11 protein-coding genes are annotated in these 13,432 nt (G+C 57.0%); all 11 read right to left on the reverse strand.

Annotated elements, in window-relative coordinates:
• Positions 1 to 15: 15 nt before the first annotated feature.
• Positions 16 to 1,449: an EmmdR/YeeO family multidrug/toxin efflux MATE transporter gene (locus ACJ8IJ_RS03450; RefSeq protein ID WP_004935263.1), complete on the reverse strand. Its 1,434-nt coding sequence runs from the start codon at positions 1,447 to 1,449 to the stop codon at positions 16 to 18.
• A gap of 114 nt (positions 1,450 to 1,563) precedes the next feature.
• On the reverse strand, positions 1,564 to 1,962 hold the full coding sequence (gspS, locus tag ACJ8IJ_RS03455) for a type II secretion system pilot lipoprotein GspS (RefSeq protein WP_031300665.1): 399 nt from the start codon (positions 1,960 to 1,962) through the stop codon (positions 1,564 to 1,566).
• 76 nt (positions 1,963 to 2,038) lie between these two features.
• Positions 2,039 to 2,239: a hypothetical protein gene (locus tag ACJ8IJ_RS03460; RefSeq protein WP_015378375.1), complete on the reverse strand. Its 201-nt coding sequence runs from the start codon at positions 2,237 to 2,239 to the stop codon at positions 2,039 to 2,041.
• A 116-nt stretch (positions 2,240 to 2,355) separates the two neighbouring features.
• The gene (locus ACJ8IJ_RS03465; RefSeq protein ID WP_004935271.1) at positions 2,356 to 4,491 is read right to left on the reverse strand and encodes a peptidase domain-containing ABC transporter; all 2,136 of its coding nucleotides are present in this window, start codon (positions 4,489 to 4,491) and stop codon (positions 2,356 to 2,358) included.
• Positions 4,478 to 5,773 carry an HlyD family secretion protein gene (locus ACJ8IJ_RS03470; protein ID WP_275094938.1) on the reverse strand — a complete coding sequence of 432 codons (1,296 nt, stop codon included), beginning with the start codon at positions 5,771 to 5,773 and terminating at the stop codon, positions 4,478 to 4,480. The genes ACJ8IJ_RS03465 and ACJ8IJ_RS03470 overlap by 14 nt, the downstream gene beginning before the upstream one ends.
• A 73-nt stretch (positions 5,774 to 5,846) precedes the next feature.
• Entirely contained in the window at positions 5,847 to 6,206 is a 360-nt protein-coding gene (locus ACJ8IJ_RS03475; RefSeq protein WP_004935280.1) for a hypothetical protein, read from the reverse strand.
• Positions 6,207 to 6,343: 137 nt separating this feature from the next.
• A complete protein-coding gene (locus ACJ8IJ_RS03480) occupies positions 6,344 to 7,285 on the reverse strand; it encodes a fimbrial protein (protein ID WP_046896514.1) in 942 nt (313 codons plus the stop codon).
• 42 nt (positions 7,286 to 7,327) lie between these two features.
• Positions 7,328 to 9,904, reverse strand: a complete 2,577-nt coding sequence (locus ACJ8IJ_RS03485) for a fimbria/pilus outer membrane usher protein (protein ID WP_442518261.1) — start codon at positions 9,902 to 9,904, stop codon at positions 7,328 to 7,330.
• A gap of 54 nt (positions 9,905 to 9,958) precedes the next feature.
• A complete protein-coding gene (locus ACJ8IJ_RS03490; protein ID WP_004935289.1) occupies positions 9,959 to 10,642 on the reverse strand; it encodes a fimbrial biogenesis chaperone in 684 nt (227 codons plus the stop codon).
• Positions 10,643 to 10,698: 56 nt separating this feature from the next.
• Positions 10,699 to 11,238, reverse strand: coding sequence for a fimbrial protein (locus ACJ8IJ_RS03495; RefSeq protein ID WP_004935293.1), 540 nt, complete (start codon positions 11,236 to 11,238; stop codon positions 10,699 to 10,701).
• A gap of 639 nt (positions 11,239 to 11,877) precedes the next feature.
• On the reverse strand, positions 11,878 to 13,386 hold the full coding sequence (locus ACJ8IJ_RS03500; RefSeq protein WP_442518262.1) for a PhoPQ-activated protein PqaA family protein: 1,509 nt from the start codon (positions 13,384 to 13,386) through the stop codon (positions 11,878 to 11,880).
• Between the last annotated feature and the right edge of the window lie 46 nt (positions 13,387 to 13,432).

A 13,432-nucleotide genomic window follows, 5' to 3' on the forward strand; every position in this document is an offset into this window, starting at 1 on the left:
GCCCCGCGGCCGACGTTACCCGGCCTCCCGGCGTTTGGCCCGTGGATATTTCCACAGCCAGCGCCCGCTGACCATGCGCCAGTAGAACAAGGCGCCGCGCACCGCCCAATCAAGGAACATCCCCAACCAGACACCCACCACGCCCATGCCCAGTTCGATACCCAGCGCGTAGCCCGCCACCACGCGGCAGCCCCACATGCCAAGCATCGTCACCCACATGGCGAAGCGGGCGTCGCGCGCGCCTTTCAGCCCGGCGGGCAACACCCAGGAAGCGGCCCAGATCGGCATAAAGGCGGCGTTGAGCCAAATCAGGGTTTTCACCACCGTTTTCACGTCATCCTGCGAGGTATAAAACGCGGCGAATACCCCGGCCAACGGCGCCGTACCCCAGGCGATAGCGGTCAACCCGAGGGTAGACAGCCAGAAAATATGGCGCAGCTGCCGTTCCGCCTGACCGATCTCGCCTTTGCCGAGCCGCCGGCCGACGATGATGGTCGAAGCCGAGCCCAGCGCGTTGCCCGGCAAATTGATCAACGAAGCGATGGAGAAGGCGATAAAGTTACCGGCGATCACGTTGGTGCCCATGCCGGCGACGAACATCTGCGTCAACAGTTTGCCGCCGTTGAACAGCACCGACTCGACGCTGGCGGGAATGCCGATCCCCAGTACTTCCCACAGGATGCTCATCTTCAGCGGCGTGAAATAGCTTTTCAGCGTGATGTGCAGCGCCGGATTAAAACCGATCGCCAGCACATAGAGGATGGCGATGGCGCCGATATAGCGGGAAATCGTCAGCCCCAGCCCTGCGCCGACGAACCCCAGCCCGTGCCAGCCCAGCATGCCGTAAATCAGGATGCTGCTGATGATGATATTGAGGATATTCATGCCGCCATTGATAAGCAGCGGGATCTTGGTGTTGCCTGCGCCGCGCAGGGCGCCGCTGCCGATCAGCGCAATCGCCGCCGCCGGGTAGCTCCACACCGTGGTTTGCAGGTAAGAGAGCGCCAGCGCTTTCACCTCCGGCGAGGCCGCGCCGGCGATCACATCAATGATCGGTTCGCCCGCCAGGTGAATGCCCGCCGCCAACAGCAGCGCCACGCCGGTCATCAGCACCAGCGACTGACGCGCCGCCGCCCGCGCCCGCCGGCGATCGCGCTTGCCGAGGCTGAAGGCCACCACCACGGTGGTGCCGAGATCCACCGCGGCAAAAAAGGCGATGATCACCATGTTGAAGCTGTCCGCCAGCCCCACCCCGGCCATCGCCTCTTTGCCGAGCCAACTCACCAGAAAGGTGCTCAGCACCCCCATCAACAGAACGCAGGCGTTCTCCAGAAAAATCGGCACCGCCAGCGGCGTGATTTCGCGCCAGAACAGCACGCGGTAGCTTTTCCGTTTGGCGTACCAGGGCGTATTTTCCACGCGCTGACGCAGTGCGGCATACAGGTTCAAGGTGGGCTCGATGGATAAAAGTGAAACATCATTTCAAATGATGAGCGATAAATCGTTATCCTGCAAAGAATTTTTGGGCGCCCGTGGCGAGCGCCCGACAGGCACACCGTAGCGCTACTCCATGTAGTCTTCCTGATCGGCCTGCGCCGCCGCGATAAAGCGCGCGGTGCTGCGGCTGAGCGTGGCGCATTTGTCCGTCAGCAGCTGATTGTCCTGTTGCAGAGTCAGGTAACGCGCCTGGGTGAGCGCCGGCAACTGCCGATACCCTGCCGCCTGCGTATCCCAGCCGCGGTGCTGCGCTGCACGCATCGCGGTGCGTTGCAATTTCACGTCGTCCGGCACGTCGCTGCGCCCACAGTCCACGCGCAGGAAATGCCCACCGGCCAACATCAAAGCGATGTGATCCAATTGCGCCTGCAGCGGCGGCGCCGGTTGATGCGCCGTCTGCTGACAACCGACGAGCAGCAACAACGCCGCTACGCCGCAAAGAGACGTGCGAAACAGAGTAGACATGGACGCTCCCGGAAACCTGTGGGTGATGAGATGATCTTAGGTGAGCGGATGCCGGGCGGCAAGGCGGGCAGCACGCTTAGCGCCGGCCGCTGCTGACCTTGGTGGCGCGGGCGGGGTTGCCGGCGACGAATTCCAGCGTGGGGGAATAGTAAAACGGCAACCAGGCGTTATAGCCGCTCTCCCACTCCCATTTAACCGGGCAAGGCCACAGCATGTCTTCATGCAGGATGTAATAGATCCACCGCCCGGGCGGGCGGCGCGGTTTGCGCGTTTTCATAGCGGGTTCGACGGCCTGATGGAATGCGATAGGGTCAACTGCTGCATTTTACCGCGATTTGGGTCGCGGGGACAGCCTGCGTTGCCGGCTTCGCCCCCGGCGCCGGCAAGCGCCCTTTATTCACCGCCGCCTGCCGGCGCGCCGCTCTCGGCCCCCAGCACCACCACCCTGTCGGCCGAGTCGATGGTCGACTTTCTGTGGGCGACGATCACGCGCGTAATATTCAGCGAAGATATCGCCCGGTTGATCGCCGACTCATTCTCAACGTCCAGATGGCTGGTCGCTTCATCCATAAACAGCACGCTCGGGCGGCGATAGAGGGCGCGCGCGATAAACAAACGTTGCTTTTGCCCGCCGGAGATGCCGTTGCCCAACTCGCCGATCAGGGTTTCGTAGCCCATCGGCATCTGCATGATTTCATCGTGGATATTGCTGTGTATCGCGCAGGCCATGATCAGCTCTTTATTGGCATTGACCTCAAACCCGCTGATGTTTTCCGCAATGGATCCGGAGAACAGCCGGTCGTCCTGCAGCACGCAGGCGATCGCGTTACGGTAGTTATTCACCCCGACTTTATGGATATCCATCGCGTCGGCCAAAACCTGGCCGGAAGTGGGGCTGAGCAAACCGCACATCACCTTCAGCAAGGTGGTCTTGCCCGCGCCGGAGGCGCCCACGACGGCCACGCTTTCGCCGGCCGCAATGCGCATGTTCAAGTCTTTGAAGATCGGCCGCGACAGCGCGTCATATTGATACGTAAGATTTTTTACCTCAATGGCAATCCCCGTGCCCGAGGGGAAAACCTGTCGCGGCGCGGACTCCGTCTCCGCATCGGTAAAGACGATGTCGGATATCCTCTCATTGTGCAGCGACAGCATGCGCAAGCCGATCGCCAGGTCGATCAGGCTCGAGGCCCGCTGAGAGAACTGGCCGCGATAGGCATTGAACGCCATGAACATGCCGAGCGTCATGGAATTGTCGATGACCATCATGGCGCCAAGCCACAGGATCGCCACCTGATCGAGCGTCGTGATAAAGGTATTGATCCCGCCGAACATCATATTGAATCGAGTGATTTTGATATTGGTATTGGCGGCGTCGACGTTCAGATTGAGCCAATAGCTGGAGCGCGTTTCCTTGATGCCCAGCGCCTTGACGGTCGAGATGCCGTACAGCGTCTCCATGAAATGCGAGTTGGCCTTGGCCGCCTTGACGATCTGCTCCTCCGAGAATTGACGGTAGGTTCTGTAAGTCATCATCCTGATGAGGATGTAGATCAGAGTGAAGCCCGCCACGACCCAGACCAGCCAGCCGCCGTAGACCATCATCATCGCGAACAGCCCGACCGTCATGATGCCGTCGATGATCCCGCTGACGATATTATTGGTAAAGGTGGTTCTGATCGCATCCAGCGAGGAAAAGCGCGATTGAATGTCCCCCAGGTGCCGTTTTTCGAAAAAATCCAGCGGCAGCTTCATCAGGTGTTCAAACAGCGTCGTCTTCCACTGAATGTCGGTCAGCGTCCCGAGCACGATGGAGATCCAGGCCCTGGCGATGCTGACCACCGCGCGGAACAAGGTGAAGAAGATCAGCCCCAAACAGATGACCGTCAGCAGGCTGTAGTCATGCGCCTGAATGACATGGTCGGTCACCAGTTGGGTTCCCACCGGCAGCAGCAGGTTGACCGACTCGATGACTATCGATAACGCAAAGATCTTGAGCAGCGTCCCCGGCAGGCCCTCGATGTTTTTCATCAAATCCAGCAGGCGCAAACGGGTCTTGAGGGTCTCTTTTTGAAAGGCCCTGTCGGGCCACAGCTCCAACGCGATGCCGGTAAAATGATTCGACATCTCCTGCAGCCCGATCACTCGGCGCCCGAAGGCCGGATCGTGAATGACAAAACCGGCGCGCTGCACCTTAACCAACACCACGAAGTGATTCATATTCCAGTGCAATATGCAGGGCGTTTTCAGCTGATTGATTTCGTCGATGTCCAAGGACAAGGCGCGCGTCTTCAGCTGGATTTGCGACGCGATTTGAGAGATCGTCCCCAGGGTCGCGCCCTGGGTGGAAATGCCGAATCGCTGCCGCAGGCTCAGCATATCCACATTAAACCCGTAATAGGAGGCGATCATGGCGAGGCACGCCAGGCCGCATTCCGATGATTCCGACTGCAAGATGCTCGGCACCCGCTTGCGCAGTGAGAAGGTTAACTTCTCGTTGATCCGTTCAAAGAGATTATTGTCCTTCATCGACTCGCCCCACGACGCTGTTTTTTATGTCATACAAAGGCGCGATCGCCCACTGATAAAGCGGTTTCTTATCCAGGAAGACGATGACCCTGGCCTGCAGCCCGCTGCTGATTTCGAGATATTTGCCTTTATCGCTGAATTGCGTGTCGCTGATGGACGCCAGCACTTTGTAGTAGGCGTTCCTTTCCCTTTTATTTCCGCTGCTGTATTCCGACATTTCCTGCGGGGAGGCGGGGACCGACGAGATGGACTCTATTTTTCCCGGAAACTGACCGAATTTATCCGACGGGAAGGCTTCATAGCGAATGTTGATGCCATCGCCGATTTTCACGTAGGGCAAACTGTTATTCGGCAGCCATAAAACCAGATAATATTTGATGTTATCAATCGGTTTGATTTGCGCCAGACTGCTGCCGCTCTCGACCACCTGCCCGGCGGTCACGCTCAGCGACTCGATTTTCCCCTTGAGCGGCGCTTTGATAATGACCTGGCCGCCGGCATTGGACTCCGCCAGCTGGCGTTGTAAATCACTGCGTTGCGATTCGCTTTGCGATATCTGATTGTCATAATCGGCGGCGCGAATCAGCAAATCGCTGCGCAACTGCGACAGTTGAATATTTTGCTGGATCTTTTGGCTGTAGAGCGCCTGATACGAGCTTTGCTGTTGTTGAAAAAGCGAACGCTGATAATTTAACTGATCTTTGGTGATCAGGCCTTTCGTCAAATAGTGTTCGTAATTTTTCAGGCTATCCCGCATTTTATCCATCCCCTCTTTGGCACTGAGGTTCAGTTTCTCGGTTTCTTTATAGGCGTTTTCATAGCTATTGATCTGTTTGCGCAAATTATCCAGCATGGCGGTTTTATTTTTATTCAGCTTGCTGATTATCGAATCCAGATTGCTAATCTGTTTGCTTATTTCGCTGGCCGCGATATGGCTGACATTGCCGGACGTGGTGCTTCTCGAGACATCAATCACATACAGCGGCTCGTCCTTTTCCACGACGTCACCGGCTTTATGGAATGCCTGGCTCACGTAGCCGTATTGGGAGGAAAACACATTGGTGGAATGCGGGATGCTGATCACCTCGCCTTCAACATCGACCCGGCGCGTGTACTCGCAAAAATAGAGTGCGCCCGCCAGGATCAGAATAAAAGTGAAACAGGAGGCGGCAATCACATGGCTCGACGCGCCGGAAATTAACAGCGCCCTGCCGGTCCATCTTTGACGTTGATAATTGACCGCCTCCTGGCGGAAAATATTCCTGCTCTTATTATCACTCATAGGAAGAACCTGCGCTTGCCTGACCGGGAGACAGCCGCAGCGAGAACGCTGCGGCTTTGGACCGCGTATGGATTTAGCTGATGGTGCCGTTAATCAGCCCATCGAGGCCTTTTTTGGAGTATTCCAGCGTGGTGTCCCAGCCAATAACGGCTGCGGCCACGCCGCTGGCTACGCCGCCCAGGATGCCGCCGGCGACCATACCGACGCCCTGGCCAATCGAGCCGACGCCCAGCAGGCCGCCGCCGTCGCCGCCGTGCTTACCGCCGATGACGGCGCCCGCCATGCTGCCCACGGAGGCGCCCAGAGCGATGGATGAAACGGCTTCCGCGGCATTGGAAACGGCGCTGCCAATCAGCCCCGACAGTCCATTGCTCATATCCCAGGAATAAGCGCCTGACACTTCATTCATTTCGATAACAGACAGTTCTTTCATTGGTTAATCTCCATATTTAAACGGACAAACACGGCCATACATGCGTGTTGTCATTGCATTGGCATCGGCCTGCAGCGCCTGATGCCACCAATAATGTCGCGCGAACAGACGACATTATATTTTTAATGGGGGTCTCTTTAATTCTGCGTAATGGTGAATGTCATCACCGCGTCGGCCTGCCCGGGGCTAATGGCTCCCGTTTGCTTATAGCGCGCCATCAAGGGGATCCTGATCTCTTTTTCAGCCGCGGTGTGGTAATTGATCGGTCTGGAAAACGTTAATGGATTACGGTTCTCATCCAACACTTCCACGGCGACGCCCTTCGCCGCATCGGCGCCGTCGGCGATATCAATCATTCCCACGCCTGGCGAATTTCCGGCCGCCTCGAACGTGACCTGAACCGGAATATTGTCCTCCTGACATTGCAGAACCACGGAAAAATTGCGTTCGGAAGACGCCGCCGTGCTGCCGACGCCATTAAACTCGCTGCGTTTAGGGCTGCCCAGATTCACCGTTTGATTTTTATAGTTCAAATCAACCAGGCAACTTTTCTGAATGACCTTCATGCCGGAAATACTGATATCCAAAATGGAGGTCGAATCCAGATAATATCTGGCGATAATTTTCCCGCCCATATCGCCGCCGGTTTTGATCGGGCCGGTTTTAATAAACGTCAGCCGAACATCGTTTCGATTGATCCACGGCGTCAGCAAGTTGGGCGAAATCGCCGTGTTGACGGGCACGTTCTTATTGCTCTGCCATAAGTCTGAAATCGTCACCCCCACGCCCTCGATGCCCGTTTCAAATACGCCGGGCAGCGCGCTCGGCGTCAGCGGCGACATGGAGCGATAGGCGACCGAGCCGGAACAAAGAAAAGAAAACGTCGTGCCGTTCATGCTGTTCTCGGTTCGAACAGCCAGCTGCTCGCCGACTTCGATGCGCGGATCCACGGCCAGCGTCAGCAACCCCATGCGGGCGGTTTTCGCGTTGGTGGTACAGGTGCCGGCATAAACCGCCGTCGTGAGCGTCGCCAGCCACACCAGGGCGCCGTAACCGAATATCCTGAGAAAAACGTTCATTTTCACTCTCACTTAAAAGTCATGATGGAGATAGAGCGAGATCTATTGGCAAACGCCGTTTAGGGTTTGGAGACCCGCTGACGGCGGCTCCGCCGGCAACTGGTAACGGATGCGGCATTGGTTCTCGCCATTCCTGCCCCACTGCGCGATGAGCAGGCCCTTTTCCGCCATGCCGGTCAGATAGACCACGCCGTCGCCGCCGACCAGGAACGGCTGAGTCGCCCCCTCGGCAAGACGCAGGCTGGCGCCCAGCGGCAGGGGGGCCCCCTGCGAGTCCGTCACCTTCATCAAAATCCGTCTGCCGACGTTGGCTTTGAAATTCGCCCGGCTCACCGCGCCGCGAGTCGGCGTGACCGACTGGTTCGTCAACTCGAGATCGACATCATCCGGCAAGCTGTCGACATCGAGGCGAATCGAATTGTTGCGATAAGGCGTGGCGTAAGGAACGATCGCGTAGCCGCGCCAGTCGGTTTTCACCCCGACCTGATTGCCGACCGCCACATCGCTCGCGCCGGCTGCCTGCACCAGGGCGACGGTTTCGCCGAACGGTTGACCGAAGGTCACGCCGTCTTCATGGGCGATCACCCCGCCCTTCACCCCGTAGTTGACGCGCTGTTGACTGCGATCGTAGGCGTAGCCCGCCGTGAGTTCGCCGTACGTCGCGCGCCAGTCGGCGTTGGCGTTGCCGCTGTTGCCCTGGCCCTGGCTGCCATACCCTTCCTGTACGCTCCAACTGAGGTTGCCGCCGGCCAGCGCCGTGCCGTTGAGGCCCGCCGTATGGCTGGTATTGCCTTTTTTGCTGGTGTTGAGGTTGTAGGTGGCGTAGGTGTTGCTCAGCCATTTCTCTAATGGCACGCTGATGTTGAAAGCGAAGATCTGATCGCGATCGTAAATGCGCCCGCGGTTCGAATCGCCGTAAATAGCCTGTGAATTCCGGCTGTAGCTGTAGTTAACACCGTAGCTGATGCCATTCCAGCTATTGTTGTAACCCGCGCTCAGCGACTGCATATTGCGCTCGGAGCCCCAATAGTCTTCGGAGACCGCGCTGAGTGAAAGCGACCCCGCCCCTTCCCATAAATTCTGGTTCAGCGTGATTTCGCCGCGATTTTTGCGGCGGTCTATCGGGGCGTAACGGTTGCCGCTGCGATAGGTGTCCAGCACTTCCTGCAGCCCATAGTAGCCGCTGGTCGAATAGCGGTAGCCGGCGATGGCGAAGTTCGTCCCCGTCTCGACGATATTTTTGCTGTAGCGCACGCGCCACGACTGACCATCGCTTTTCGGCTGATGCTCCTGCTTTGCCCACGCCTGGGTGACGTCGGCCGACAGGGCGCCGAACTCGCCCAGGTTCTTGCCCAGACCCAATGCCAGCGATTGATACGGCCCGGCGAATTGGCCGCCGCCATACAGGGTGAAACCGGCGGGCAAGCCATAAATCAGGCTGGCCTGCGAGAAGATCTTTTTATCCACGCTGTGATCGTAAGTGCGGTATTGCCCCGAGGTCAGCGCATATTTCAGCCGCCCTTCGCGTTGCAGCACCGGCAGGCTGGCGAAGGGAACGGTCAGGTGCTGTTCGCTGCCGTCCGCCTCCTTGATAGTCACCTCCAAATCGCCGCTGCCGCCGGTCGGGTACATGTCCGAAATTTCAAACGCGCCCGGCGCAACGTAACTCTGGTAGATGACATAGCCGTTTTGGCGAATGACCACTTGCGCATTGCTGCGCGCGATGCCGCGCACCACCGGCGCATAACCACGCAGGCTTTCCGGCAACATGTCGTCATCGGAAGCCAGCTGCGCGCCGCGAAACGACACGCTGTCAAACACATCGGACGGGCTGCTGCTTTCGCCGAGCGTCAGTAAGCTTTTCAGGCGGATGATATTGCGCTGGGCGTAGGTATAGACGGAGTCCCAACGATCCTCCGACACTCGCCCGCCGCCGGCGCTGTTGTAGCTCCAGGTGGTGTAGTTCCGCACTCGCCAGGCGCCCAGGTTGAAACCCGGCCGCAGGTTGAGGTAATAACTGCTTGCGCTCTGGGTGAATCGATCGCGTCCCTTGCTGTTGCTGCCGGTGAAGCCGTAGTTCAGCAGCATCGCCGGCAGGCCTTCATCCCATTGTTCCGGCGGAACGTATCCGCGCACCTTATTTTCCAACGCCGCCTGGGGGATACTCAGCATCAGGCGTTGGCGGTTAAATTGAAATTGCGCCGAGGCCTGTGGGATCGCGGCCAAATTCGCGCAGCGATCGGCGCCGGCCAAACCGGGAAACAGCTCAACTTTCACCCCAAGCCGTTTCAGATCTTCCCGCGTCAGACAAGGCTGCAGATCGGCCTTCTCGTCGCTGCCGGCCCGCAGAACGAACGACACCTCGCGCGTTTCCAGCAGCATGTCGTTCACCCAAATATCGACCCGATACGTGCCGGGAACCTGCTGGCCATTTTCAAAAATCGACAGATCGACGTGCTGCTGGCCTGAGCGCCCGGTTTCCAGCAACGCCGGATTAAAATAGTCACGAGAGAAGGCGGGTTTAGCCATATTGCCGCATACCGCCGTTGTTACCGTGAATAAGGCTATGCGTTTCAGCCAAGCATCCCGCTTCGCTAATATACGCTTTTGAGTTATCATTCATTAGCTCCATTATTGAAATGTTTTATCCCTTTTTCTGCCTTCCCTTACAGATTAAATACCTGACTGATGTTCTTTACCTGTGCCGCCATAATCATTAATTAATTTCCAGCTTACCGACGTTGCGCCCGCCACGGGCAATGCAAACATTTCGCTGCTCATCGGCGCGATATACGCCACCTCTTTCATTTCCCGCCCCCCGATACGGACATAATGGAAGTTCATATAATAAGGCGTTGGGTTGGTGAGTTTTAATTCTGAACCGACACGCTGCCATTTCAGCTGCTGCGTCACCTCTTCGGGTACCTGGCGGAGCAGCGGCGCCGGCCGATAAATCAATTTAATGCGGGTCTTGACCGCTATTTGCAGCGTATTCGATTTACCCGTCTGGGTTGTTGAAGGAATGGATTTAATATTCATCCAATACAAGCTTTCTTTATCTTTCGGTAAGTCATCGCCCACTTTCACGATGCGCAGCATATTTTCCTGGTTGCCGTCCAGCCGAAATAAAGGCGGCGTAACGATAAACGCGATTTTATCCACCCCGCTTTGTTGATTCTCCAGCCAGGACTGAATCAAATACGGTTCTTTATCCGGATTCTCCACGCTGATTGACGCTTCTTTTTTTTCGCCGTTGAATATCACCCGCGTCCCGCCAATCACCACGCCGGCGTGAACCGTAGACGCAAACAATAAAATAATGAAAGCCGCTAAGGCGCCGTAGCGATTAAAACGCATAATATTATCTCCGAGGCAATACAGCCCGCTGTGAACCAGCGGGCAAGAAAATATTATCAGTTATAATTCAGCGTAAAGGTGGCGACGCTATTGGCTTTACCGGCGGTCACATCTGCCTGCGTGGAAATATAGCGGGCGGTAAAATCGAGGTTATTTTTCACGCCGCTGCCGGAAGCCAACGGATAAGCCGTCGACGCCGTGTAAAGCGGCAGAACACTGTTAGAAATATCAGACAGTTGGATACCGACGCCGGTAGCGACATCCGTTTCCTGAGTCAGCTGTAATACGTTGCTGTCGCCGTTATCGGCCGCGCCGTCAAACTTAACGGTGGCGCTTTTTACCGTATCCGGACAATCGGTGACTTCCAGCGTGAATTTTGTCGCGCTGGACGTTGATCCCTTGCCACCCGCAAATGCCGTTCGGGCCACATCACCCAAAACAACATTTAATGGATTACTCAAGTCATTCGTGACCTTGCACGCAGCATCGACAATATTCCCGGTAAAATTAACCTGACCATCTGCTGCCAGAGCAGGTAAAGCGCTTGAACACGCTGCCGCGACAAATGCCAACATAATCACTTTTTTTTCCATCATGGGTACTTCTCCTTTTGATTAGACAGACTTCAAAATATCCCCGCCACGGAGAACCCGGACAGGGAGAATAGGAGCCCCGCTCCTTTCACAGTTAATTATGCTTAGCTTTCCCCCTTTAGCAATACATAAAATCAATGTAAAGATGAGAAAAGATAATTACCCCAAATAGAATTAGCATCATTCTTAATTTTATTTTGAAAAAACCGCCAAATCGGCGTTTCTTGATTCATTCATCTGGCCGCAAGGGAATTTATTATCGCGCTATTCGAAGGCGCTTTCGCCAGATCCTCCTCATTTCCCCCTCAGCCGGAAAATCGGGCGGCATCGCCGTAAAATGAAAGCCGGGCGAAAAAAATCGCACTGAAATAAATGACATTTATATTACGAAAGACATCACGACGCGGCGGCAGCGAGAGGGGCGGCAGAATAGCAAAAGCATGGCGATAACGGTTTATCAAACAGGAGGGAAAATAAGGCGTTCGCCGTTCGTGAAACCGGCGCGGTCATGTGACAACGAGAAAATGGCGTTACGCAGAAATATTCTGTCTGGCACCGTTCACTATTTCGAAAATAAGGCGGCAATGCGCTCTGTCGCGCAGAATAACGCATTGCCGCCTTAATGTTTTTCGGCGCCGCTAATTAATCGTCATGGCGATAATCTTCACCCAACCCTCTGCCGGGTAGGGTTTCACACGCCAGGCCATCGCCCGCGGGAACGGCGGACGGATAGTTATCGTCCGGCGTGATAAAGACCGGTGTGGTCGCGATAAACCCATCGTTGAACACCGCCTCGATAAAGGTGGCCTCCCAGCCTTGCGCCGGGGCGGCCAGACGAAACTCGCCGCGATCGGCCTCCGCTGCGGCCAACGGCTCCGGGGTGAAGCGTACGCCGCACGAATAACGAAAATCTCGCGCCGTGCGGTTGTGCGCGCTCCAGCGCCGCACGGTGGCCGGCGGTTCGGAAAAACGCAGCGTGCGCACCGCAGCATCCGCGGCGCTGCCTTGCACCTCGATCGTCGGCAACGCGATATCGCGCTGGCGGCGCTTGATCATCGCCAGTATGGCGCGTTCGGCGGCCGGCCGACTTGCCGCGCGATCCCCGTCGGCAATCGCGCGCAGCGAAGCCTCTCCCGGTGAGGCGCTGAAATAGAATCGCGTGCTGTCCGGCGGATAACGTTCGTCGCCGCTGGCGATGATGACATATTTCGGTACCGCTGGCCGCGCTCCCGCCGTCGGCGGCGGATAAGCGGTGGGATCCGCTATTTGCATCAGTTTGTCGAACGCCGGCGTCTCTATGCGCCGATCGATGCCGAGTTGGTAATAAGGATGAAACGCCAACGGCCAACGGCCGCCATACGTACGATAGGTATGCTTCAAGACCTGCCGCGCCGCGACCCCATCCGGGAACATGGCGACGACGGCATCGATGCGCTCATCCGACAATGACGCCAGCCACGCCGCGGTTGCGCCGCTCGCCGCGCCCGCCACGACGAATTTATCTATCCCCCACCGGCTCAATTCGCGCTGCGCCAGCGTCATGGTTTGCGACAAGGCCGCCGTCATGGGGATCGCCAGCGGCATCATCAAGTATTCATCCGCATCGTCCAGGAACAATCGCCAGCCTCTGGCCTGGCTGTCCTCCCCCGCACGACGCCGCCCCTCATTTTGATATTCCAGGTACGGATAAGGCAGCCGGTTGACGACAATCACGACGGTGTGACTTTCCGCCGCCAAGGCCGCCGGCGTAGCGACGGAAAACGCCGCATTTTGCTTGCCTGCCCCGCTCGCCCCTGCGGCGGCGCAAGCGCAGTCATCGCTCATCAGCACCAACGCTTTACGGGCAAGCGCCCCGTTGGGGATATAAATATCCACATCGTGCCACCATTGCGTCGGCCGGATGGCGTCTTGCGGCGACCAGGATTGCGACATCAACCGATAATGACGTATCGACACGTCATGGCCGTTATCCACGCCCTTTAACGAATATGACAGAGGCAATATCGCCAACTGATTGTTATAACAAGGAATAACGGTGTGCAAGGCGGAATGTTCGTCCGCAAAGCAGCGATCTTCCTCTGCCGCCATAGCCTGCCGGCCGCCGATTAAGGCCAAGCAAATCAGCGCGGTGTATCCGATGCGTTTTAGCATTTTTCCTCCCCCCCTTTGTCCGTGGCAAATCCCTTTTACGCCGCCT

It is taken from the genome of Serratia sp. CY40230 (assembly GCF_052168835.1).
GTDB classification, from domain to species: Bacteria; Pseudomonadota; Gammaproteobacteria; order Enterobacterales; family Enterobacteriaceae; genus Serratia; species Serratia nematodiphila.